General features: G+C 38.1%; 21 protein-coding genes. 17 read left to right on the forward strand and 4 right to left on the reverse strand.

The features are described 5' to 3' along the window. Nucleotides 1-10 precede the first annotated feature (10 nt). The 16 genes from NYE73_RS05325 to NYE73_RS05400 all read left to right on the forward strand — a co-directional run bounded on the left by NYE73_RS05325 (nt 11) and on the right by NYE73_RS05400 (nt 20,898). Entirely contained in the window at nt 11-1,717 is a 1,707-nt protein-coding gene (locus NYE73_RS05325) for a proline--tRNA ligase (protein ID WP_048391566.1), read from the forward strand. Between the two features lie 268 nt (nt 1,718-1,985). Beyond that, the gene (locus tag NYE73_RS05330; RefSeq protein WP_259951079.1) at nt 1,986-6,317 is read left to right on the forward strand and encodes a PolC-type DNA polymerase III; all 4,332 of its coding nucleotides are present in this window, start codon (nt 1,986-1,988) and stop codon (nt 6,315-6,317) included. Between the two features lie 335 nt (nt 6,318-6,652). After that, a complete protein-coding gene (gene rimP, locus NYE73_RS05335) occupies nt 6,653-7,129 on the forward strand; it encodes a ribosome maturation factor RimP (RefSeq protein WP_004269252.1) in 477 nt (158 codons plus the stop codon). 24 nt (nt 7,130-7,153) lie between these two features. Continuing rightward, a complete protein-coding gene (gene nusA / locus NYE73_RS05340; RefSeq protein WP_048391564.1) occupies nt 7,154-8,293 on the forward strand; it encodes a transcription termination factor NusA in 1,140 nt (379 codons plus the stop codon). A 136-nt stretch (nt 8,294-8,429) separates the two neighbouring features. Beyond that, the gene (gene rnpM, locus NYE73_RS05345; protein ID WP_004269250.1) at nt 8,430-8,708 is read left to right on the forward strand and encodes an RNase P modulator RnpM; all 279 of its coding nucleotides are present in this window, start codon (nt 8,430-8,432) and stop codon (nt 8,706-8,708) included. Then, a complete protein-coding gene (locus tag NYE73_RS05350) occupies nt 8,705-9,013 on the forward strand; it encodes a YlxQ family RNA-binding protein (RefSeq protein WP_004225011.1) in 309 nt (102 codons plus the stop codon). Before rnpM ends, NYE73_RS05350 begins: the two co-directional genes overlap by 4 nt. Nucleotides 9,014-9,027: 14 nt before the next feature. Continuing rightward, entirely contained in the window at nt 9,028-11,310 is a 2,283-nt protein-coding gene (gene infB, locus NYE73_RS05355; protein ID WP_048391561.1) for a translation initiation factor IF-2, read from the forward strand. Beyond that, nucleotides 11,310-11,588: a DUF503 domain-containing protein gene (locus NYE73_RS05360; protein ID WP_259951078.1), complete on the forward strand. Its 279-nt coding sequence runs from the start codon at nt 11,310-11,312 to the stop codon at nt 11,586-11,588. Before infB ends, NYE73_RS05360 begins: the two co-directional genes overlap by 1 nt. 78 nt (nt 11,589-11,666) lie before the next feature. Continuing rightward, nucleotides 11,667-12,008 carry a 30S ribosome-binding factor RbfA gene (rbfA, locus tag NYE73_RS05365; RefSeq protein WP_004225003.1) on the forward strand — a complete coding sequence of 114 codons (342 nt, stop codon included), beginning with the start codon at nt 11,667-11,669 and terminating at the stop codon, nt 12,006-12,008. Nucleotides 12,009-12,123: 115 nt separating this feature from the next. Beyond that, entirely contained in the window at nt 12,124-13,035 is a 912-nt protein-coding gene (gene truB, locus NYE73_RS05370) for a tRNA pseudouridine(55) synthase TruB (RefSeq protein WP_004225000.1), read from the forward strand. Nucleotides 13,036-13,047: 12 nt separating this feature from the next. Continuing rightward, nucleotides 13,048-13,995: a riboflavin biosynthesis protein RibF gene (gene ribF / locus NYE73_RS05375; RefSeq protein WP_103117593.1), complete on the forward strand. Its 948-nt coding sequence runs from the start codon at nt 13,048-13,050 to the stop codon at nt 13,993-13,995. Nucleotides 13,996-14,169: 174 nt separating this feature from the next. Next, on the forward strand, nt 14,170-14,439 hold the full coding sequence (gene rpsO / locus NYE73_RS05380; RefSeq protein WP_004224992.1) for a 30S ribosomal protein S15: 270 nt from the start codon (nt 14,170-14,172) through the stop codon (nt 14,437-14,439). A gap of 440 nt (nt 14,440-14,879) precedes the next feature. After that, on the forward strand, nt 14,880-15,398 hold the full coding sequence (locus tag NYE73_RS05385) for a DoxX family protein (protein ID WP_259951077.1): 519 nt from the start codon (nt 14,880-14,882) through the stop codon (nt 15,396-15,398). Between the two features lie 118 nt (nt 15,399-15,516). Further along, a protein-coding gene (locus NYE73_RS05390; protein WP_139111235.1) for an IS3 family transposase occupies nt 15,517-16,871 on the forward strand; the annotation gives its coding sequence in 2 pieces (ribosomal slippage) (nt 15,517-15,970 and nt 15,970-16,871; 1,356 coding nt in all). Between the two features lie 599 nt (nt 16,872-17,470). Continuing rightward, nucleotides 17,471-19,585 (forward strand): polyribonucleotide nucleotidyltransferase, encoded by a 2,115-nt coding sequence (gene pnp, locus NYE73_RS05395; RefSeq protein WP_048391556.1) that lies wholly within the window; start codon nt 17,471-17,473, stop codon nt 19,583-19,585. An 89-nt stretch (nt 19,586-19,674) separates the two neighbouring features. Next, nucleotides 19,675-20,898 carry a M16 family metallopeptidase gene (locus tag NYE73_RS05400; RefSeq protein WP_054550531.1) on the forward strand — a complete coding sequence of 408 codons (1,224 nt, stop codon included), beginning with the start codon at nt 19,675-19,677 and terminating at the stop codon, nt 20,896-20,898. A 351-nt stretch (nt 20,899-21,249) separates the two neighbouring features. On the opposite strand, the gene NYE73_RS05405 is transcribed toward NYE73_RS05400, so the two are convergent. From NYE73_RS05405 to NYE73_RS05420, 4 genes are read right to left on the reverse strand one after another with little or no spacing between them, the layout of a single operon-like run. Then, on the reverse strand, nt 21,250-21,864 hold the full coding sequence (locus NYE73_RS05405; protein ID WP_259950892.1) for an ABC-2 transporter permease: 615 nt from the start codon (nt 21,862-21,864) through the stop codon (nt 21,250-21,252). Nucleotides 21,865-21,874: 10 nt separating this feature from the next. After that, nucleotides 21,875-22,501, reverse strand: a complete 627-nt coding sequence (locus tag NYE73_RS05410; protein ID WP_103117595.1) for an ABC-2 transporter permease — start codon at nt 22,499-22,501, stop codon at nt 21,875-21,877. Between the two features lie 2 nt (nt 22,502-22,503). Beyond that, complete coding sequence (locus NYE73_RS05415) at nt 22,504-23,346, reverse strand: ABC transporter ATP-binding protein (RefSeq protein ID WP_259950893.1); 843 nt, start codon at nt 23,344-23,346, stop codon at nt 22,504-22,506. Nucleotide 23,347: 1 nt separating this feature from the next. Continuing rightward, nucleotides 23,348-23,725 (reverse strand): GntR family transcriptional regulator, encoded by a 378-nt coding sequence (locus NYE73_RS05420; RefSeq protein WP_259950894.1) that lies wholly within the window; start codon nt 23,723-23,725, stop codon nt 23,348-23,350. A 142-nt stretch (nt 23,726-23,867) separates the two neighbouring features. Here NYE73_RS05420 and NYE73_RS05425 point away from each other — a divergent pair, with 142 nt between their 5' ends. Then, nucleotides 23,868-24,131 carry a hypothetical protein gene (locus NYE73_RS05425; RefSeq protein WP_004224966.1) on the forward strand — a complete coding sequence of 88 codons (264 nt, stop codon included), beginning with the start codon at nt 23,868-23,870 and terminating at the stop codon, nt 24,129-24,131. Nucleotides 24,132-24,140 lie beyond the last annotated feature (9 nt).

Genomic DNA, 24,140 nt, shown 5'->3' on the forward strand with positions numbered 1-24,140 from the left:
GGAACACTGAATGAAGCAAAGTAAAACATTTATCCCAACGTTACGTGAAGTACCTGCTGATGCTGAGGTAAAGTCACATAAGCAATTACTACGTGCAGGGTTTATTCGTCAAAATACAAGTGGGGTATACTCGTATTTACCGCTTGCAAAACGTGTGCTAACAAAAATTGAAACAATTATCCGAGAAGAAATGGAAGCTATCAACTCCATTGAGCTACTAATGCCATCTCTACAATCTGCTGAGCTATGGCAGGAATCAGGTCGCTGGGAAAAATACGGACCTGAATTAATGCGCTTAAAAGACCGACATGACCGTGATTTTGCATTAGGGCCAACACATGAAGAAGTCATTACAACTTTAGTCCGTGATGAAATTAAATCATATAAAAAATTACCGCTAACATTGTATCAAATTCAAACCAAATTCCGTGATGAAAAACGTCCTCGCTTTGGCTTACTACGAGGAAGAGAATTTATCATGAAAGATGCTTATTCTTTCCATGCGTCACGTGAAAGTTTAGATGAAACATATGAAGATATGTATCGTGCTTATTCTAATATTTTCTCCCGTCTCGGCTTAAACTACCGTGCTGTTATTGCAGATGCAGGTTCGATTGGCGGTAAAGGAACACATGAATTTATGGTCCTTTCTGAAATTGGGGAAGATACAATTGCGTACTCAGATACTTCTGATTATGCAGCAAATATCGAAATGGCTGAAGTAATTGTTGACTATCAACCATCTGATGAAGCTTTAAAAGATGTAGAAAAAGTAGCAACTCCAGAGCAAAAAACAATTGAAGATGTTTCAGCATTCTTAAAAGTAGAACCTGCTAATGTCATCAAATCTCTAGTTTTTGATGTAGATGGAGAGCTTGTAGTAGTGCTTTCACGTGGGGATCATGAAATTAATGATATCAAATTGAAAAATGCACTTGATGCAGGATCTGTGGAACTTGCAAGTGAAGCAGCGATTCAAGAATTATTAGGTTGTGGCGTTGGCTCAATTGGTCCAGTGAAATTACCGGTAGACGTAAAAGTAGTAGCAGACCATGCTATTAAATCTATTCGTAATGGTATTGCAGGTGCCAACGAAGATGGATTCCATTTAGTCAATGTTAACCCTGAGCGTGATTTTGCAGTTAACGACTATTTAGATATTCGTTTTATTCAAGAGGGAGATCCTTCTCCTGATGGACAAGGTAACATTAAGTTTGCAGAAGGTATCGAGGTTGGTCATATTTTCAAATTAGGTACTACATACTCTGCTAAAATGAATGGTACTTTCTTAGATGAGCAAGGTAAGGCTCAACCATTTATTATGGGGTGCTATGGTATTGGTGTTTCTCGTATTCTAGCTGCTGTAGCGGAGCACTTCCAAGATGACAATGGCTTTACATGGCCAACACAATTAGCGCCATATGATATTCATGTTGTGCCAGTAAACACAAAAGATGAGGCACAAGTGACATTAGCGGAGGAGCTTTATGGCTTATTAAAATCATACCGTTACGATGTGTTACTAGATGATCGTCCTGAACGAGCGGGTGTAAAATTTGCTGATGCTGATTTAATTGGCTTACCTGTTCGAGTAACTGTTGGTAAAAAAGCAACAGAAGGTATTGTAGAAGTGAAATTCCGTCAAACGGGTGAAACATTTGAATGGAAAAAAGAAGAAGTAATTGATCGTCTGAATGAATTTTTCCGTAAAAATTAATGACGAGCTAAAAATTGGTGATAATTAGAATTTGATGCTTTTAATAGAGGCTTTCGTATAATTTTGATAAGATAGAAATAAATAATTCGCGACACTTCTGCGGGACAGTGAGCCAAGCAAGCAACAACAGATGGTAAAATATCTGTTAAACTTGAAGAGCGCCCGCAGTGTGGGAGCGAATTTTTTTCTTGAATTCATCATGCGTTTGAGACGAATTAGAACATGAGGCTAAAGAAATTGCCTCTTTCTGAAAGTAGGTGTCATTAGATTGGAACAGCAACAAGAGGCAAGAATGAGACTTCGAATGCTCTTGCAACAACTAGAGTTAACAGATGATGTATATATGTCATTTTTTGAGGAAGGTGAACTATCACGCCTGACAGTTCATAAAAAGGATAGACTTTGGCATTTCACAATTAAGTTAAAGGATATATTACCGTTTCCGTTATATCAGCTTTTCCGTACGCATTTGACAGAGAAATTTTCAGCGATAGCACAAGTTAATACGACATTTGAAACATTAGAAAAAAATGTCACAGAGGAACTGGTGCAAGCGTACTGGCTAAATGTTGTGGAACAAATTGATGAGATGGCTCCAACGCTTAAAAATTGTCTCATCACTCAAATACCAACATGGAACGGCCAAAAAATGACTTTATCCTGTATGCAGGAAATGGAATTTATGATGCTCAAAACGAAGTATGCGGACAAACTAGCAGAAAGCTATAGTCAATTTGGTTTCCCTCGTATGGCAATCGACTTTGTGCTACAAGAAGAAACGGAAGAAATGATAGCGGCACAGGAAGCATTTATGGAGCAGAAACGTCTGGAAGAAGTGGCTCTGGCACAGCAAGCGATGCAAGATTTCCAAAAACGTGAGCAAGAGAAGAAAGACAATCCGGCACTGGCCAACCTTGGCGACCGTCCATTCCAACTTGGGATGCATATTAAAGATGATGAAATCATGGAAATTAAACGGATTGTTGAAGAAGAACGCCGTGTTATTATTGAAGGATTTGTCTTTGATACGGAAATAAAAGAATTAAAAAGTGGGCGCTCCTTATTACAAATCAAAATTACCGACTATACAGATTCCATCATTGTTAAAATGTTTTCTCGTGACAATGATGATGCTGAATTAATGCAACATCTGAAAAAGGGCATGTGGGTTAAAGTTCGAGGCTCTGTGCAAACTGATACGTTTATTCGTGATTTAATCGTTATGGCGAATGATATTAATGAAATCAAAAAAGAAACACGACAAGATTTAGCACCAGAGGGTGAGAAGCGTGTTGAGTTACATTTGCATACACCAATGAGCCAAATGGACGCTGTTACACCTGTTGATCGGCTTGTTGCTCAAGCTGCAAAGTGGGGGCATCCAGCAATAGCTATTACAGATCATGCGGTGGTGCAATCTTTCCCTGAAGCATATGCAGCGGGCAAGAAACATGGCATTAAGATTATTTATGGTCTGGAAGCAAATTTAGTTGATGATGGTGTACCAATTGCCTATGCTCCAGAGCATCGTTTATTGGCAGACACAACGTATGTTGTTTTTGACGTAGAAACGACAGGGCTATCAACTGCATATGATACCATTATTGAATTGGCTGCAGTTAAAATTAAAGATGGACAAGTTATTGATAAATATGAAAGTTTTGCAAATCCACATCATCCACTTTCGGCTACTACCATTGAATTAACAGGTATTACGGATGATATGGTTCGAAATGCACCAGAGGTAGAGCAGGTCATTAAAGAATTTCATGCCTTTATTGGAGATGCAATCGTTGTCGCTCATAACGCATCATTTGATATTGGCTTCCTATATACAGGCTATAAAAAATTTGGTCTTGAAGACACAGTCCATCCTGTCATTGATACATTAGAGCTAGCAAGATTGCTTTATCCTACAATGAAAAACCATCGCTTGAATACACTGTGTAAAAAATTCAATATTGAATTAACACAGCATCACCGAGCAATTTATGATACAGAGGCGACAGGATTTCTACTGCTGCAGCTATTAAAGGATGCTGATGAGCTAGCTATTAAATACCATGATGACTTCAATAAGCATATTGGTGGTGGGGATGCCTATAAAAAAGGTAGACCTATGCATTGTACAATTTTAGCAGTTGATAATGCAGGCTTAAAAAACTTATTTAAAATCGTCTCCCACTCTCATACAAAAACATTCTATCGTGTTCCTCGGGTGACACGTGCCGTGCTTGAACAATATCGTGAGGGTTTATTAGTTGGATCAGGTTGCAGTAATGGTGAAGTATTCGAAACAATGATGAATAAGTCTCCAGAGGAAGCAGAGAAAGTCGCTCGTTTTTATGATTATATTGAGGTGCAACCGAAGGCTGTATATGCACCATTAATCGAACGCAATGTTGTACGTGATGAATGGACATTAGAAGATATTATCCGTAAACTTGTTAAACTCGGGAAGAAGCTAGATAAACCTGTTGTTGCAACTGGAAATGTTCATTATTTAGATCCGACAGATGGGATGTTTAGGCAAATACTTATTGGTTCACAAGGTGGAGCAAACATTTTAAATCGTTCTAAGCTGCCAGAAGTCCATTTTAGAACAACTGATGAAATGCTGAAAGAATTTGATTTTTTAGGACCGGACCTTGCAAAAGAAGTGGTTGTGACGAATGCTCAAAAAGTAGCAGCAAGTATTGGGGACGTTAAACCGATTAAGGATGACCTATATACACCAAAAATTGAGGGCTCTGATGATGAAGTAACCAATTTAACTTATGAAATGGCCCATCGTATTTATGGTGAGGAGTTACCGGAAATTGTGAAAGCTCGAATTGAAAAAGAGTTAAAATCGATTTTGGGACACGGTTTTGGTGTTATTTATTTAATTTCTGCCAAGCTAGTGAAAAAATCATTAGCTGATGGCTATTTAGTAGGGTCACGTGGTTCGGTGGGTTCCTCATTAGTAGCCACTTTTATGGAAATCACAGAGGTTAACCCATTACCGCCTCACTATATTTGTCCTAGTTGTAAACATTCCGAGTTTTTCGATGATGGATCTGTCAGCTCAGGCTTCGATTTACCAAATAAAGACTGTACGGAATGTGGAACACCTTATAAAAAAGATGGACAAGACATACCATTTGAAACCTTCCTTGGATTCAAAGGTGATAAGGTACCAGATATCGATTTAAATTTTTCGGGTGAATATCAGCCTCAAGCGCACAACTATACAAAGGTGCTATTTGGTGAGGATTATGTATTCCGTGCTGGAACAATCGGTACAGTTGCGGAGAAAACAGCATATGGCTATGTGAAAGGCTATGCAAATGACCATAATTTACATTTTCGTGGAGCAGAAGTTGATCGTTTAGTTCAAGGCTGTACAGGAGTAAAACGTACAACTGGGCAACACCCTGGAGGAATTATTGTTGTTCCAGATTATATGGACATTTATGATTTTTCTCCAGTGCAATTCCCTGCAGATGCGCAGGATGCAGAATGGCGTACAACCCATTTTGATTTCCACTCTATTCATGACAATATTTTAAAGCTAGATATACTTGGACACGATGATCCAACGGTGATCAGAATGTTACAGGATTTATCGGGAATCGATCCTAAAACAATTCCGACCGATGATCCTGTCGTCATGAAAATTTTTAGTTCTCCTGAATCTTTAGGTGTTACAGAAAAGCAAATTGGCTGTAAGACAGGGACACTAGGTATACCAGAATTCGGTACGCGTTTTGTACGTCAAATGCTAGAAGATACGAAGCCTTCGACATTCTCGGAGCTTGTACAAATTTCTGGACTTTCCCATGGAACAGACGTATGGCTAGGGAATGCACAAGAATTAATTCAAAACGGTACATGTGTGCTAAAAGAAGTAATTGGTTGTCGTGATGACATTATGGTGTATTTAATTTATCAAGGTCTAGAGCCGTCACTAGCCTTCAAAATTATGGAATCTGTTCGTAAAGGGAAGGGATTATCAGAAGAATTTGAAGCCGAGATGCTCGCCAATAAAGTACCAGGTTGGTATATTGAATCTTGTAAAAAGATAAAATACATGTTCCCGAAAGCCCATGCCGCAGCATACGTGCTAATGGCAGTACGAATTGCCTGGTTCAAGGTACATTTTCCAATCCTTTATTATGCAGCGTATTTCACAGTTCGAGCAGATGATTTTGATTTAATTGCAATGGTGCAAGGATCGCAAATGATTCGAGCACGGATTGATGAAATCAATATGAAAGGCTTAGATGCATCCACTAAAGAGAAAAACTTATTAACGGTGCTGGAGCTTGCATTGGAAATGTGTGAGCGAGGTATGAGTTTCCAAAAGGTTGACCTATATCGTTCCCAAGCTAGTGAGTTTGTCATTGATGGCAATTCACTAATCCCTCCGTTCGATGCAATTCCGGGTCTTGGAACCAACGTGGCGAAAACGATCGTAGCTGCTCGTGAAGAGGGAGAGTTTTTATCCAAGGAAGATTTACAGCAACGTGGTCGTGTTTCCAAAACGCTTATCGAATACATGGACCAGCTTGGTTGTTTAGAAGGCATGCCTGATGCTAATCAGTTATCGCTATTCTAGTATTACAATTGTTTTGCATGGAAAGGTCACAATGTAAATTCAAATTCCTGACACAATATGGTTATCTATAATGAAGGAAATTTGCATTGTGTCGAGAACTGTGCTATTCTAATGGTAATAATTTGTTGATATTTTTCCAGCAAAAGAGTGGGGCATACCCGCTCTTTTCTGTTGTTTAACCGTAGCAAAACAAATTTTGACTAACAGCAGGTAAGACCGTAAAATTTCACCAAAGCAACTGGTGGAATTTCTGTTTTATTATGGTTCATTACTGCGCTAACCTGATAGTGATGAACAATTCATACGCTAGAATTTGATAAATACAGGAGGAAATAATGAGCAAAGTACCATCTTTAATTGAAGAGCTCGCTAAACCAATTGTGGATGAGTTAAATCTTGAGCTAGTGGATATTGAGTTCGTAAAAGAAGGACGAAACTGGTTTTTACGTGTCTATGTTGATACACCTGAGGGTGGAATTGACATAGATCAATGTGCTCAAGTGAGTGAACGACTAAGCTTGTTATTGGATGAAAAAGATCCAATTACACAAAACTATTATTTAGAAGTTTCTTCGCCTGGAGCGGAACGTCCATTAAAAAAAGATACGGATTTTGTCAAAGCAGTTGGCAAGTTTATTTATGTAAAAACCTATGAGCCCATCAAGGACATGAAGGAATTCCAAGGCTACTTAACGTCATACGATGAACATACATTAGTGATGGAAGTGCGTATTAAAACACGTAAAATAACAGTAACAATTGAACAAGAAAAAATCGCATTGGCACGACTTGCCATCGATTTTTCTGCATAAAGCATATTTAGGAGTGAAAACAAAATGAGTAGTGATTTGTTAGATGCGCTGAATGCGCTAGAAGAACAAAAAGGAATTTCAAGAGATGTGTTAATCGAAGCCATTGAAGCGGCATTAGTTACAGCTTACAAACGCAACTTTAACCAAGCACAAAATGTTCGAGTAGACTTAAATTTAGATAAGGGCTCAATTCGTGTATTTTCACGTAAAGATGTTGTGGAAGAGGTAGAAGATGATCGTTTGCAAATTTCTTTAGAAGATGCAAAAGTCATTAATCCAGCCTATCAGCTAGAGGATATCGTGGAGCAGGAAGTAACACCACGTAACTTTGGACGCATTGCTGCACAAACAGCAAAGCAAGTAGTTACACAACGCGTACGTGAAGCGGAACGAGGTTTAATTTATGAGCAGTACGTAGACCGTGAAGATGATATCGTAACTGGCGTTGTTGAACGTTTAGATGCTCGTAATATCTATGTAGGTTTAGGGAAAGTAGAAGCGGCATTGCCTGTTAATGAACAAATCCAAGGTGAATCTTATCATCCACATGATCGTATTAAAGTGTATATTACAAAAGTGGAACGTACAACTCGTGGACCTCAAGTGATTGTGTCTCGTACACATCCTGGTTTATTACGTCGATTATTTGAGATGGAAGTACCTGAAATTTATGAGGGTATTGTAGAGATTAAATCAATTGCACGTGAAGCTGGAGATCGCTCTAAAATTTCTGTTTTCGCTCATAATGAGGAAGTGGATCCAGTTGGTTCATGTGTTGGGGCAAAGGGAGCTCGTGTACAAACAATTGTCAATGAACTAAATGGTGAAAAAATTGATATCGTAGAATGGTCTGAAGACCCAGTTGTATTTGTAGCTAATGCATTAAGCCCATCAAAAGTATTAGATGTACAAGTGAATGAAGAAGAAAAGTCGACAACAGTCGTTGTACCAGACTATCAATTATCTCTAGCTATCGGTAAACGTGGGCAAAATGCTCGTCTAGCAGCGAAGCTTACTGGCTGGAAAATTGATATTAAGAGTGAGACTGATGCTCGTGAATTAGGTATTTATCCTTCGGCTACAAGCACTTTCATCCCTGCTCATGATGAAGAAAGTGATTTTGATGATGTAGCAGTTGACTTATATCAAGACGACGAAGAATAAGTAAGAAAGCCCGTGTGACAAGTTAGCTGACAGTATTCAGTGGGCCCCCTACGCCGACTGAATACTGTCAGAGCGTCAAGTAGAGCATGACTTGTCCACCTCTTACGACAAGCTTCAGAGAGGAATGGTGATTCTTATGGCTGTAAACAAAAAAGTACCTCTTCGTAAATGTGTAGCAACTGGAGAAATGCTACCAAAGAAAGAGATGATACGTGTTGTTCGTTCGAAAGAGGGCGAAGTAAGTGTAGATGTCTCCGGGAAAAAGCCTGGGCGTGGTGCCTATGTCTCTAAATCAGAGCAGGCAGTTGACCTCGCGCGTAAGAAAAATGTATTAGGGCACCAACTTGATGTGAAAATTCCTGAAGAAATATACGAGGAACTTATTTTGCTGATTCGTAGGGAGTCAATTTTATGATAAATCAAGCAATATTTAATTTGCTTGGAATCGCAGCAAGAGCACGTAAGGTGATTTCAGGAGAAGAGTTAGTAGTAAAGGAAGTCCGCAATGGCAATGCTAAACTAGTACTGCTTGCAAACGATGCTTCTAAAAACTCTAGTAAAAAAATTCAAGATAAGTGCACGTACTACAACGTTGAGTATCATGTAATTGGAGATCGATATGATCTAGGACATGCTACAGGTAAGGAGGCCCGTGTGGCTTTAGCTATTACCGATAAAGGTTTTGCAAGTAAATTGTCTAGTCTACTCAACGAAAACTAATCGGGGGTGAGCAGATGACCAAAATCAGAGTTCATGAATATGCGAAGCAAGTGAATAAAACGAGTAAAGAGGTTATTGAAGCACTAAGTAAATTAAATGTGAGTGTAACAAACCATATGTCTATGTTGGAAAAAGACGCTGTGGCAAAGTTAAATCAAACATTTAAAGCAACACCTGAGAAAAATGTAGCAAAACAATCAACTCAAAACATGGCACAAAAACCTCAATCAAATGGCCAGCAAAAACCACAGCATTCGGTGAAAAAGCAAGAAGGACAAAGGCAGCAATCTGCTACTTCTAAGCCAAAAGTAAACAATCAGCAACATGCACAGCAAAACTCAAATTCGTCTAACGAAAAATCTAAGAATACAAAAGGTAATCAAAATAGAAATATGACACAAAATAATAATAATAACAATAATAATCGTAGAGGTGGCGGTGGTTACAACCAACGTCCAAAACCAGGGATTCATGGAGGCAAACGTCGCCATCCAAAAACGCATCAACCATCAATTCCAGTGAAACAAAAGGAACTTCCAGAAAAAATTACTTTTGTTGAATCATTATCAGTTGCAGAATTAGCAAAAAAATTACACCGTGAGCCATCTGAAATCATTAAAAAATTATTCATGCTTGGCGTAATGGCAACAATTAACCAAGAATTAGATAAGGATGCAATTGAATTAATTTGCGCAGACTACGGTGTAGAAGTGGAAGAAGAAATTCGTGTAGATATTACGGATTTAGAAACACACTTCGAGCAAACAGAAGAAGTAAACGAGGCAGATTTATCAGAACGTCCGCCAGTTGTAACAATTATGGGTCACGTTGACCATGGTAAAACAACTTTATTAGACTCTATTCGCCATACAAAAGTAACAGCAGGAGAAGCTGGTGGTATCACACAACATATTGGTGCATACCAAGTTACAGAAGGCGACAAGAAAATTACATTCCTTGATACACCAGGACATGCAGCTTTCACAACAATGCGTGCGCGTGGTGCAAAAGTAACGGATTTAACAATTTTAGTTGTAGCTGCTGATGATGGTGTTATGCCACAAACAGTAGAAGCGATCAATCATGCCAAGGCTGCTGAAGTACCAATAATTGTGGCTGTGAATAAAATGGATAAACCATCGGCAAATCCAGATCGTGTGATGCAAGAATTAACAGAACATGGCTTAGTTCCTGAAGCATGGGGTGGAGATACAATTTTCGTTCCAATTTCAGCGTTAAAAGGTGAAGGCATTGATACATTGTTAGAGATGATTTTACTTGTAGCTGAAGTAGGCGAGCTTAAAGCAAATCCAGAACGTTTAGCACTTGGAACAGTAATCGAAGCTCAGCTTGATAAAGGTCGTGGCTCTGTTGCTACACTTTTAGTACAAGATGGAACATTAAAAGTAGGTGACCCAATCGTTGTAGGTCATACGTATGGTCGTGTACGTGCGATGGTAAATGACAAAGGTCGTCGAGTAAAAGAAGCTGGCCCATCAACTCCAGTTGAAATTACAGGTTTAAATGATGTACCTCAAGCAGGTGACCGTTTCGTTGTCTTTGAAGACGAGAAAACAGCACGTCAAGTTGGAGAAACAAGAGCAATGTCAGCGATTCAAGCACAACGTTCAGAAAAACAACGTGTAACGCTTGATAACTTATTTGAACAAATGAGCCAAGGCGAAATGAAAGAGCTCAACTTAATTGTGAAAGCTGACGTTCAAGGTACTGTTGAAGCTATGGCAGCCTCCCTAATGAAAATTGATGTGGAAGGCGTAAATGTGAAAATTATTCATACAGGTGCTGGAGCTATTACCGAATCTGATATTTCTCTTGCAGCAGCTTCTAATGCCATCGTTATTGGATTTAATGTACGTCCAGATGTTAACGCAAAACGTGCAGCAGAAGAAGAGGGTGTAGATATTCGCTTACACCGCATTATCTATAAAGTAATTGAAGAAATTGAACAAGCAATGAAAGGTATGCTTGATCCTGAATTTGAAGAAAAAATTATTGGTCAAGCAGAAGTTCGTCAAACAATTAAAGTATCAAAAGTTGGTACAATTGCTGGTTCATATGTAACAGAAGGAAAGGTAACACGTGATTCAGGTGTACGTGTGATCCGTGATAACGTCGTTATTTTTGAAGGTGAGCTAGATACGCTTAAACGCTTCAAAGATGAAGTAAAAGAAGTGGCAAAAGGATACGAATGTGGTATTACGATTACAAACTTCAATGATATTAAAGAAGGCGACATTATTGAAGCCTATATTATGGAAGAGGTTAAACGCGCCTAATGATCGTGTATGCAGAGGTTGAATTTATCATTCAAACTGCCCATTCGTTAAAGGAAAAGCGTGCTGTCTTACAGCGTATGATTACCCGCACAAAGCAGAAATTTAACGTTTCTATTGTGGAAATTGACCATCAAAATGTATGGCAGCGTACGAAATTAGCACTTGTTGCTGTTTCTTCTTCCAAAGAAGCAGCTGAACGAGAAATTAATCACGCGCTCCACTATTTAGAGTCAAATCCGTCATGGGAACAGCTTAATGTGTGGCGAGATTATTTATAAGTAGTAGTAGATAGTTGTCTAGCTTACGAAGGCATGGAACACACAACTATCTGTACATCGAAATAGAGGTGACAAATTATGTCTCTACGTTCAAACCGTGTTGCCGAGCAAATGAAAAAGGAGCTTGGTGATATTCTTGGCCGTAAAATAAAAGATCCGCGTGTTGGTTTTGTGACTGTTACAGGTGTTGAAGTAACGGGTGATTTACAGCAAGCGACAATCTATATTACATCTTTAGGCAACGAACGTGAACGAGAGGAAACGCTTAAAGCTTTAGTAAAAGCTTCGGGCTTCATTCGCTCTGAAATCGGATCACGCATTCGTTTACGACGTACACCAGAATTAATCTTTGAATTTGATTCATCGATTGAATATGGAAACCGTATTGATTCATTGTTAAGAGATTTACACAAAGAATAAGCTAAAAAAGTCTGCCACATGCATGTTTATGCAGGCAGACTTTTTAGCTTCATGGAAAAAGTTATATTGCCAATGAATAAATAAATGATAGAGTAAGCAGTTTGGGAGGAGCTATATGAACGGTATTTTACCGCTTTGGAAAGAAAGAGGCATGACAAGCCATGATTGTGTCTTTAAATTACGCAAAATTTTGCGGACAAAAAAAGTTGGGCATACAGGTACACTGGATCCAGGTGTTGAGGGCGTACTACCAATTTGTATTGGCCAAGCAACTCGAATAGCAGAATATTTAACTGACGCAGGGAAAACCTATGAAGCAATCATTTCAATCGGTCGTACCACGACAACCGAGGATGCAGAAGGTGAAACCGTTGAAGAAGATCTTACGATAAAAAAATTTTCTCGTGAGCAGTTGTTAGAGGTTTTAGCTTCATTGACTGGAGTTATTGAACAAACACCACCCATGTTTTCAGCAGTAAAAGTTAATGGGAAGCGCCTCTATGAATATGCGCGAAAAGGTGAAAGTGTTGAAAGACCAACTCGCCAAGTAACAATTTATAATTTAGAGCTACTTGATGAGCTAGCACATTATGAGGGACAAGAAATCACATTTCCAGTACGTATCGCTTGTAGTAAAGGGACATATATTCGAACACTAGCTGTGCAAATTGGTGAGGCTCTTGGCTATCCAGCACATATGAAGGAGCTTGTACGTACTGCTTCTGGTACTTTTACACAGGATAATTGTTTTACGTTAGCACAGGTTGCTGAGCTAATGGAGACTGAGCAAGTAGCTTCCTGCATTTTACCTGTCGAGTATGCATTAGCAGACTATCCATATATTGAGATTACGAATGCCAATGAAAAAGAAATTTTCAATGGACAAGTGCTTCCAGCAGATGCATTATTAAATAGTCATGATAAAATTGTGTATGGAATCAATGGAAAGGCAGTTGCGGTTTATCAAGCTCACCCAACAAAGGATGGTTTGATGAAGCCACATAAGATGTTTCCGACGATAGAGTAGGAGGATTTTTCAATGGAGGTCATTCATTTAAAATACCCACATCAATTACAGCAACGAGAAAGCATGCAGCCGTATTCATTAGCTCTTGGCTTTTTCGATGGTGTACATAGAGGGCATCAAGCAGTTATCAAGGCAGCTAAGGAAGAGGGCGACAAGCGACAAATTCCAACTGCAGTGATGACATTCGATCCACATCCTTCATTAGTCCTTGGTGGACGTAACGAAAAGGTTTTTTATATTACACTCTTACAACAGAAATTACAGTTGTTTGAAGAACAGGGTGTGGATACGGTATTCGTTGTCCACTTCACTTCAGATTTTGCCAAACTTTCACCAGCGGCATTTATTGATACATTTATCCGTGGATTAAATATTCAGCATGTGACAGCTGGCTTCGATTATTCGTTTGGAGCATTTGGTAAGGGAACAATGGAAGATATGCGTTTATTAAGTAATGGTGATTATGGCGTTACAATTGTTGAGAAGAAAACAGATGATGTTGAGAAAATCAGCTCTACCCGTATACGCAAGCTATTACAAGAAGGCGATATGGAAGAAGCAACAGTTTTATTAGGGAGACCGTTTGAAATCAATGGGATTGTTGTCCATGGTGATAAACGTGGTCGTACTATTGGTTTCCCTACTGCAAATGTCCAAGCATTAGAAGGAACGTTTATTCCAGCTAGTGGTGTTTATGCTGTTCGTCTGCTTGTACAAAATAACTGGTATGATGGTGTTTGCAACGTGGGCTATAAGCCAACTTTCAAAGATCCAAATGATAAGCAATTATCGATTGAAGTCCATATTTTAAACTTTGATAAAAATATCTACGGTGAAGAAGTACATGTGGCATGGTATAAACGTATACGAAGTGAACGGAAATTCGATGGTATTGAGGCCTTGAAAACACAAATTGAAAAGGATAAACAAGAAGCAATACGTTACTTTAACCAGCTATAAGAAGTACTTCATTACTGTAGTCACATTAGCCAAGTCGACGTTTTACTTGCTTGACTATGTGATTTATGGTAATATTCATAAGTGCATAAATGCTTAACCTTAGCTCGGTATATCGATGACTCCAACGTTTACTGTGCTAATGGGGATTAATTATAATTTAGGAGGTCCATACAAATGGCTATTACAAAAGAACGTAAAAACGAAATTATCGCTGAGTACCGTACTCACGAAAGTGACACTGGTTCACCAGAAGTACAAGTTGCAGTATTAACAGAGGAAATCAATGCTCTAAATACTCACTTACGTACTCACAAAAAAGATTTCCACTCTGAGCGTGGTCTTCTTAAAATGGTAGGTCGTCGTCGTCACTTATTAAAATACCTTCGTGAAACAGACGTACAACGTTACCGTGAATTAATCAACCGTTTAGGCTTACGTCGCTAATTAATAGCAAAAGTAATCCTATATTAGACTGTAGACAAACTGATGTTTGTCTACAGTCTTTTTTTGAGATAATCTTGTTAATTTTGTTCAACAATAAGCCATAACTTTTTTACACTACGATGAACGATAGATAAAAATGATTTGATACTTGATAAAAGGGTGATATATTCTAATCACATTTCACAGCCCATTTATAGTCATTGTGATCATCATTTGCAAGTTTAATTGAAGTAGATAAATTGAAGGCTAGATTGCTATTATATTTCATGAAATACAATCCAGCAAATTATAGGATAGAGGCTCAAAATTGGTACATAAGCGTCAATCATACAATCTAAATGCTATCATTGAATACTAGTAAACGATGGCTATGGGTTAGAAAACTTTCTATGTTAATAGTTGGTGAAATGTAAACTAAATCATTTAGAAGGGTGAGTAGGATGTTTAACCAATTATTAAGAGAGAATAATATTGTTGCAAGTATTTTAACAGTTATTCGTGTTTATTTAGGCTGGCATTGGCTTACAGCAAGTTGGGGAAAATTGTTTAATGGCTTTGATGCATCTGGCTTTTTAGCCAATGCTATTGCAAATCCAGTGACAAGTGGAGAAGAGCTCGCCTACCCACTGTATGTAAAGTTTATTGAATCATTTGCTTTGCCAAATGCTGAGCTAATTAATATTCTTGTGCCTTGGGGAGAATTTTTAGTAGGGCTAGGATTAATTCTGGGATGCTTAACGACATATGCTGCATTTTTTGGTATGGTCATGAATTTTGCCTTCCTAATGGCAGGTACTATATCTAGCAATCCTTGGGATATTTTACTTGCAATCTTTATAGCCGTTGCTGGTTATAATGCTGGGAAATTCGGGCTTGACCGCTTCATTATGCCAATCATAGGTGAAAAGATGGCGAGAAATAAGAAAAAAGAAGTTGTTCAACCTGTTAAAATTACATAATAAACTTTTTACATATCTTATATTAGGAGACTACTCATTAGTCTGAATATACCCCGCCCATTATTGAACTGCTCCCCAAATGTTAGACACATCTAACATTTGGAGGAGCAGTTTTTATATGGCTAAATTTACATCGGAAGAAAAACTACAAGCAGCCTTACGTTACATAAAAGGCAATGAAAGTTCACATGAAATTGCTAAATCTATCGGAACAGATCACAAAGCAATTCTTAATTGGGCGAAACAATATGAGTATAATGGCGTAGAAGCGTTTATAAAGCGATATACAAATTATTCGGCACAGTTTAAACTAGACGTACTAAACTTTATGATTGAAAATGGTACGTCCTTACTTGAAACAGCAGCTATCTTTAAGATAGCTACGCCTTCTACACTTCGTAGTTGGAAAAAGCAATTTAAAACAAAAGGATTCGATGCCCTTCAATCAAGGAAAAAGGGGCATCCATCCATGAAAAAAGAAACGAACAAACAACCAAAACAAGCACCAGTAGAAGGGACACCTGAAGCACTTCAAGCAGAAATCAATCGTCTACGTATGGAAAATGAGTACTTAAAAAAGTTGAACGCCTTAGTTCAAGCCAAGGAAAAATCACCAAAGAAGACAAAGTAAAGGTCATCTATGAATTAAGGCATAAATACTCGGTGAAGGCGCTTGCGAAATTCGCAGGCATTCCACGTAGCACGTACTATGATTTAGTGAAGAAGATGGATCGTCCAGATCCAGATGCCGAGTTAAAGGCCGAAATTCGAGCAATTTATAACGAACACGAAGGTCGTTATGGTTATCGTCGTATTCGTGATGAGCTAGCAAATCGTGGGAAAAAAGTGAATCATAAAAAGGTTCAACGTATCATGAAAGAATTAGGTTTAAAGTGCTTAGTGCGTATGAAGAAATACAAATCTTATAAAGGGACAATCGGTAAGATTGCGCCTAATAGATTGGATCGTAACTTCATAGCAGAAGCACCGAATGAAAAATGGGTTACAGATATTACGGAGTTTAAGCTGTTTGGTGAAAAGCTCTATTTATCACCTATTTTAGACTTATTTAACGGCGAAATTATTACGTACACAATTGGTCATAGACCAACATATTCGCTTGTATCAGAAATGTTGGAGAAGGCACTAGAGAGGTTGCCAGAGGAACATCAATTATTGATGCATTCAGATCAAGGTTGGCATTACCAAATGAAACAATATCGCCACGCCCTTGAATCAAGAGGCATTGTGCAAAGTATGTCACGTAAGGGAAACTGTTATGACAACTCTGTCATGGAGAATTTCTTCGGCATCATGAAGTCAGAATTCCTCTACTTAAAGGAATTTGATAGTGTCGAGCATTTTAAAAAGGAACTTGAAAAGTATATAACGTATTACAACACGAGACGTTTAAAGGCAAAATTAAAACTGAGTCCGGTAGAATACCGAACTCAGTTTACCCAAGCTGCCTAAACGAAATAACCGTGTCTAACTTATAGGGGTCACTTCATATATGGGTGGGGTATTTAAGTTGTTGAAAAAAGAAATGTCACTAGCAGAAAAGCCCTTTTTGCAAGGTGAGGGGGTGACTTCCGTTTCACTGGGCGTCCGATGATCCAGTTTTACTCACTTACGCAACTTTCACAAAAATTCTATTGATGGTTTTACTTTTCAACACTATGTAAATCCCGACTATTATTTGCCTGACTTACTAACTTTCCTAGATGATCCAACTTTCTTTTACCTTATAGGATGTTGTATGATAAGCTCCATGTTATAATAAGTCTATTGTTTAAACTTGTATTTGAAAAACTAATGTTAGCGAAGCAGTTATTTCCATTTACATACATTACTTTTCGTCAAGAAGGAATCAATATAGAAAAAACCATATACCAAAAATGCTTTTTCAATAAAATAATGAAATAAATCTTAAATAAATTGGCAATAACTGAATTTAAATGTATGATTATTTCATGAAATATTATTTAGCATAGAACAAGCATTTTTGGTACACTTACTATTAGTACATACAGACGAAGTAAGTGTTTTTATAATAGAGAGGGGTTCATTGAATGAACGAAAAGAAAGTCTATTCCTATGAATGGGCTGGCCGTCCACTTGTAATTGAAGTAGGACAGTTAGCAAAACAAGCAAACGGAGCCGCATTAGTACGCTATGGCGATACTTCTGTACTTGCTACAGCAACAATGTCAAAATCACCTAAACCACTTGATTTCTTCCCATTAACAGTAAACTATGAAGAGCGTCTATATGCTGCAGGTAAAATTCCTGGCGGCTTTATTAAGCGTGAAGGACGTCCATCTGAAAAGGCGATTTTAGCAAGCCGTTTAATCGACCGTCCGATTCGTCCGATGTTCCCGGATGGTTTCCGTAATGAAGTACAAGTTATTTCTATGGTTATGTCAAATGATCCTGACTGTACATCTGAAATGGCAGCAATGGTTGGTTCATCATTAGCATTAGCGATCTCTGATATTCCATTTGATGGGCCAATAGCAGGTGTACAAGTTGGTTATATTGATGGAGAATTCATTGTAAACCCGACAGTAGAGCAATCGAATCGCTCAACAATTCATTTGTCTGTAGCAGGGAACAAAGATGCTATCAATATGGTTGAAGCGGGAGCACTTGAAGTACCAGAGGAAATCATGTTAGAAGCGATTATGTTCGGTCATGAAGAAATCAAAAAAATCATTGCTTTCCAAGAGCAAATTGTGGCAGAGGTTGGTAAAGAAAAGTTACCAGTGACACTATTTGAAATTGACGAAGCAATTCAAGCCGATATAAAAGCAGCTTGTGAGACTGATATGCATGACGCAATTCAAACGGCAGAGAAACATGCTCGTGATGAGGCAATTCAAGCTGTTAAAGAGCGAGTTATCGCTTCCTATGAAGAGCAAGAAGCAGATGACGAAACAATGAAACAAGTGTACACAATTCTTGACAAGATGGTAAAAGAAGAAGTACGCCGTCAAATCACGGAAGATAAGATTCGTCCAGATGGTCGTAAGCTCGACGAAATCCGACCACTTTCTTCTGAAACAGGCTTATTACAACGTACACATGGTTCAGGTCTGTTTACACGTGGACAAACACAAGCACTTTCTATTTGTACATTAGGTGCGCTTGGTGATGTACAAATTATTGACGGTTTGGGTGTGGAAGAGTCAAAACGCTTTATGCACCATTATAACTTCCCACAATTTTCTGTAGGGGAAACGGGTCCAATCCGTGGGCCAGGTCGTCGTGAAATTGGTCATGGTGCGTTAGGTGAGCGTGCACTTGAAGCAGTCATTCCTGATGAGTCGGTCTTCCCTTATACAATTCGTTGTGTATCAGAAGTACTTGAATCAAACGGATCAACTTCTCAAGCTTCTATTTGTGCGTCTACATTAGCCATGATGGATGCAGGTGTCCCATTAAAAGCACCAGTTGCAGGTATTGCAATGGGCCTTATTAAAAAAGGTGAACATTATTCTATTTTAACGGATATTCAAGGAATGGAAGACCATTTAGGCGATATGGACTTTAAAGTGGCTGGTACAGCTAAAGGTGTAACAGCTCTACAAATGGACATTAAAATTGATGGTTTATCTCGCAATATTTTAGAAGAAGCACTGACACAAGCAAAAGTTGGACGTATGCATATTCTTGAATCAATGCTTGCTACACTGCCAGAGCCACGTAAACAATTATCTGCGTTTGCACCAAAAATTGTTATTGTAAAAATTAATCCTGATAAAATTCGTGATGTAATTGGACCAGGTGGTAAACAAATTAATAAAATTATTGAAGAAACGGGCGTTAAGATTGATACAGAGCAAGATGGTACAATCTATATTTCTTCTGCTGATGAAGCAATGAATGCACGTGCAAAACAAATTATTGAAGATATCGTACGTGAAGCAAAAGTAGGGGAATACTACTTATCAACAGTGAAACGTATTGAAAAATTCGGCGCCTTTTGCGAAATCTTCCCAGGGAAAGATGGCTTGCTTCACATTTCTGAAATTCAAGAGGAACGAACAAAGCAAGTGGAGGACGTCTTAAAACTTGGCGATCAATTACTTGTGAAAGTGATTGAAATCGACAAGCAAGGTCGTGTGAATTTATCTCGCAAAGTAGTAATTCAAGAGGAAAAAGAGCGCGCTGAACAAGAAAAATAATATTGATTAAAAGGCTGCGTAAATTGCGCAGCCTTTTTCGATAGTAGCAAGAAGAAAAGTAGAGGATTTTTATAATTGGGGGAGATAGTTTGGTTCAAGTACATACATGTCAGAATGGTGTTCGAATTGTATCAGAGCAAATTGATCATGTAAGATCAGTGGCATTAGGTATCTTTGTGAACGCTGGCTCTCGCTATGAGCTACCTGAAGAGAATGGTATCACACATTTTATTGAGCATATGTTGTTTAAAGGCACAACAACTCGTTCAGCTCGTCAAATTGCTGAAGAATTTGATCGAATCGGAGGAGAGCTAAATGCCTTCACATCGAAAGAAAATACATGTTACTATGCTAAGATTTTAGATCATCATGCGGAGCTTGCGGTCACAATACTAGCAGATATGTTTTTCAATTCTACCTTTGCGGAAGAAGAATTAGAAAAAGAGCGACAAGTAGTATTAGAAGAAATTTTAATGAGCGAAGATGCTCCTGATGATGACGTTCATGAGAAGCTGTGGGGTGTCATGTATCCGAATGACGCACTCGGTCGTCCAATACTAGGTACGGCTGCTACATTAAAGACATTTACAGCAGATGCTATACGACAATATATGGATAAACATTATGGGCCAGAGTCCGTTGTTATTTCTATTGCAGGTAATGTTTCATCTCAGCTTATGCAAACGATTGAAGATTTATTTGGTCACTATCAACCTTCACCGCATGCTATGGCACCTGTCCTGACAAATCCTTCATTTTATCCAGGGGAAATTACAAAAATACGCGATACAGAGCAGGCACATGTCGCGATTTCCTATCCAGCAATTGGTGTAAAAGATCCAGATATGTATAGCTTTATTGCGCTTAACAATATAATTGGAGGCAATATGAGTTCTCGATTGTTTCAGGAAGTACGAGAAGAACGTGGGCTAGCCTATTCTATTTTCTCGTATCAATCGTGTTATGCAGATGTAGGTGCTTTTACGATTTATGGTAGTACTAGTCGACAGCAATTAGCACAGCTTCAGCACACAATTGATGCCACTTTATTAGATATTGTAGCGGGTGGTGTGACAGAGGAGGAGCTTGATAATGCGAAGGAGCAGCTTAAAGGAAGCTTTGTCCTTGGATTAGAAGGGACGGGAGCTCGTATGAATCGAAATGGAACAAGTGAACTTGTCCATCGCAAGCATCGAACAGTAGACGAGGTTCTTAAATCGATAGATGCTGTATCGATGGAGTCAGTGGATCGGCTGATTGCTAAAATTTTAAAAGCAGAACCAGCTATCTCAATCATAGGTCCTAGCGAATAAAGATATTTTAATAAGATAGCATTTGTTCAAGCTATTATTAGATAGGAGATTGGCATTTATTTTCAATGTGGATAAGTCAACAGCCCTCCATAAAATGAGTAGTGAAAACCTTTACCCAAAAGGTAACACTTTATGAACTGGCGAGGGAAGGTACTTGATTCAAGGGGATAGCGAGACATGTCACCCTCTCTAAATGGAGAGGTAGCGAAGGAAGCCGCTCTGCACATGCTCATAGGAAAGCAAGTAGCCTGCAATGAAATCCATTTCCTTTTGATTGACTGTTTTGCTATTCAACACGATTAAAAATAGGCTGCCAAATAAGGCAGCCTATTTTTTGATGAATATTTAGCTTTAGCAAATTTCCTTTGCCAAATATAAATAAAGACATTTGTGAAACACAAGAAAAGTGATGAGGATACTAACCAGTGTTGGTATGAATAAGATAATTAAATTTGCAGCTACTAGTGATAAATAATAATGAATAACAAAATTTAGCAGAATGATAAGCACAATAGCTGTAAGCATTCTAACCGTTCGCATTCTCTCTGTTTCATCAAGATGCTGAATATAAAATTGACTACAGATGAGGAAAGAGGCGCTACTTATATAAGCAAAGTACATAGCAAGATGCTCGATAAAATTTTCAGATGCATCAGGTTGTGAGAAATACATAGGCGCAAGGATAATAAAGAGCAATGCAATAAGGCCATAGCAAAATAAAAAATCGGATTGCAATTGTGTTTTCTTTGATAGAGGTAGCGTATTGACATACATTGTCCACTTTACTTGACGGTCGCCTTTATATAAATTATCTACGATGTTGGCAGAAATAACGACAACAAATAATCCGATAGAAGGACTATCTACAAAAGGTAAATGTACAAAATGAAGAAGTAAACATATCGTCATTGTAAAAAGAATAGTCCATTTTTGTACGACAATTCTTTGTAACAACAGTGCTCGCATGAGATCCCTCCTAAAACTCTTTTCTTTTATAAATAGCAGTAGAAACTAGAGAGGAGAGGCAGAGCAGTATTAGCCCGCCCAAAGGTGCTAAATAGACGTATTGCTTTAAATATAGAAACGTTTGAGTCATATCAGGGATATATTCTTTAAACATCCCCGTTAAGAAACCAGGGATAAAACAAAACGCAATGAGGACTATTCTTCCTTTAATAGAGCCAAATTTAATATAGATAGGTAGTAATACGGCTAATAAACAGAGCGCCGATGTTATGATCAAATTAAACGTTAGGAAAAATTCTGAAGTGATGTCGTTTTTGGTAAAAAAATTGATAAAAAATAGGATAGGTAATGCCATAACAAGTCCGAAAATCATTAACATCACACTAAGTATATATTTACTAAAAACGATATCTGCTTTAGAAATTGGTAAAGTATTAGCGTATTTATCCCACTTACTTTGTTCATCGTAGCTAAGCGCAGTTATCGCTTGTATCGTAACAATAAAAACAATAACAGCTAGAAGCATTGCGCTTTGCTGCATAAAAATCGCCATCATAAGAAGAAATATAAGAACAAATGCTTGTGCTTTCATTTGTCGTTGAATGGTCATTAAATCTTTTAGGATAAGTCCTACCATATTTAAACACTACCTTTCACGAAAAATAGCATGATATCTTCTATAGAAGGCCTTTCAAGTCTGAAAGCCTCATTTACTTCATTTTTCAGAACTAATGCTTCTATTCCAAACGCACCAGGACGGGTTCTTAGAATAGCATGCTCTGGCAAGTCGTTTACTTCCTCACTGTTACCTTTGAAAATACCATATTCATATAATAGAGCATCTTTACTCTCGCTCAATAAAATCTCACCATTATGAATTAACGTAATATAGTCAGCAATTTTTTCTAAATCGCTTGTAATATGCGATGAAAATAAAATGCTGTGCGTTTCATCCTGCATAAATGCTAAAAATAAATCCAGAATTTCATCCCGAATAATAGGGTCTAATCCACTTGTTGGCTCATCTAAAATCAATAATTTTGGATGATGTGCCAATGCTAAGGCAATTGATAGCTTCATCCTCATTCCTCGTGATAGTTCCTTTATCTTCTTCCTCTTTGGCACCTTAAATTGAGCTAATCTTTCAAAATAATAGTCTGAATCCCATGTTTGAAATACTTTTCTCATGATTTTGTCGAGTTGCGTCGCATTTAGCGTTTCTGGTACATGTAAATCGTCAAATACAACGCCGATGTCGTTTTTTATCGATAGTTCGTGTTCGACATGATCTTTGCCAAATAGCAAAATTTCGCCATATTCTTTTTTTATTAAATTCAGCATGCATTTTATCGTTGTTGATTTGCCAGCCCCGTTTTCTCCAACAAAACCCATTACCGTGCCTTGAGGGACGGAAAAACTTATATCTTTAAGAAAAAAGCCTTCAAAGCCCTTATGTAGATCCCGAATTTCAATGGCATTCATATTACTTATCCTCCTCTAACATTAAAGATAGTAGTTCTTGTAATTCTTTACTAGAAAGTCCAGCGGTTTTCGCTATTTTTGCTGCCTTTTGCAAATGCCCCTCTACCTGCCGTAATAGCTCCTCACGTAGAAAGTCTTGATTTCGTTCTGTGACAAAGCTCCCTTTACCAGCGACAGTTTCAATGAAACCATCTCGCTCTAAATCAGCATAGGCACGTTTAGTGGTCATCACACTTATTTTTAAATCCTTTGCTAAAGCGCGGATAGACGGTAGTGCATCACCAGCCTGTAATTTATTAGCTAAAATAGCTTCTTTGAGCTGTATGGTGATTTGCTCATAAATAGGTTTTTCACTCGCATTACTTAAATGGATATGCACAAATCATCACCTCTTATAACTGTATATATACACTATATACAGAAGGCGATGGAAATGCAACATATTCGTACTTTAGGTAGGGGTCACGATTTGCAAAAAGTCCGCATATATTGAGGTAACGGCTCAAGGAGGGAGATGAGGCATGCTACTATCTGAGATGGTGGATAAGGAGTTAATTCAAATTGAGGGTGGCGTACATTTTGGCATCCTGGCACATACAGAATGCCTATTAGATGTGCAAACAGGGAAAATACATGGTTTTGAAATTGTGAAAGATAAACTACCATTCCAAAAAAAGAAAATGAAAGTTAGTGAAATGATACCTTGGCACGAAATTATTTTAATTGGTGAAGATCGTATTTTATTTAATAAGACATCTACAGTACAGTCAGAATATTTACAGTGAGGTGAGCTT

The sequence above is a fragment of the Lysinibacillus sp. FSL K6-0102 genome (genome assembly GCF_038003545.1).
GTDB lineage: Bacteria > Bacillota > Bacilli > Bacillales_A > Planococcaceae > Lysinibacillus > Lysinibacillus capsici.

Coding starts and splice junctions, on each gene's coding strand:
- rpsO (WP_004224992.1), top strand. CDS start 14,170: ATGGCTATTACAAAAGAACGTAAAAACGAAATTATCGCTGAGTACCGT.
- ribF (WP_103117593.1), top strand. CDS start 13,048: ATGGAGGTCATTCATTTAAAATACCCACATCAATTACAGCAACGAGAA.
- NYE73_RS05325 (WP_048391566.1), top strand. CDS start 11: ATGAAGCAAAGTAAAACATTTATCCCAACGTTACGTGAAGTACCTGCT.
- NYE73_RS05410 (WP_103117595.1), bottom strand. CDS start 22,501: ATGGTAGGACTTATCCTAAAAGATTTAATGACCATTCAACGACAAATG.
- NYE73_RS05360 (WP_259951078.1), top strand. CDS start 11,310: ATGATCGTGTATGCAGAGGTTGAATTTATCATTCAAACTGCCCATTCG.
- rnpM (WP_004269250.1), top strand. CDS start 8,430: ATGGCTGTAAACAAAAAAGTACCTCTTCGTAAATGTGTAGCAACTGGA.
- pnp (WP_048391556.1), top strand. CDS start 17,471: ATGAACGAAAAGAAAGTCTATTCCTATGAATGGGCTGGCCGTCCACTT.
- NYE73_RS05405 (WP_259950892.1), bottom strand. CDS start 21,864: ATGCGAGCACTGTTGTTACAAAGAATTGTCGTACAAAAATGGACTATT.
- NYE73_RS05415 (WP_259950893.1), bottom strand. CDS start 23,346: ATGAATGCCATTGAAATTCGGGATCTACATAAGGGCTTTGAAGGCTTT.
- rimP (WP_004269252.1), top strand. CDS start 6,653: ATGAGCAAAGTACCATCTTTAATTGAAGAGCTCGCTAAACCAATTGTG.
- nusA (WP_048391564.1), top strand. CDS start 7,154: ATGAGTAGTGATTTGTTAGATGCGCTGAATGCGCTAGAAGAACAAAAA.
- NYE73_RS05385 (WP_259951077.1), top strand. CDS start 14,880: ATGTTTAACCAATTATTAAGAGAGAATAATATTGTTGCAAGTATTTTA.
- rbfA (WP_004225003.1), top strand. CDS start 11,667: ATGTCTCTACGTTCAAACCGTGTTGCCGAGCAAATGAAAAAGGAGCTT.
- infB (WP_048391561.1), top strand. CDS start 9,028: ATGACCAAAATCAGAGTTCATGAATATGCGAAGCAAGTGAATAAAACG.
- NYE73_RS05350 (WP_004225011.1), top strand. CDS start 8,705: ATGATAAATCAAGCAATATTTAATTTGCTTGGAATCGCAGCAAGAGCA.
- NYE73_RS05425 (WP_004224966.1), top strand. CDS start 23,868: ATGCTACTATCTGAGATGGTGGATAAGGAGTTAATTCAAATTGAGGGT.
- truB (WP_004225000.1), top strand. CDS start 12,124: ATGAACGGTATTTTACCGCTTTGGAAAGAAAGAGGCATGACAAGCCAT.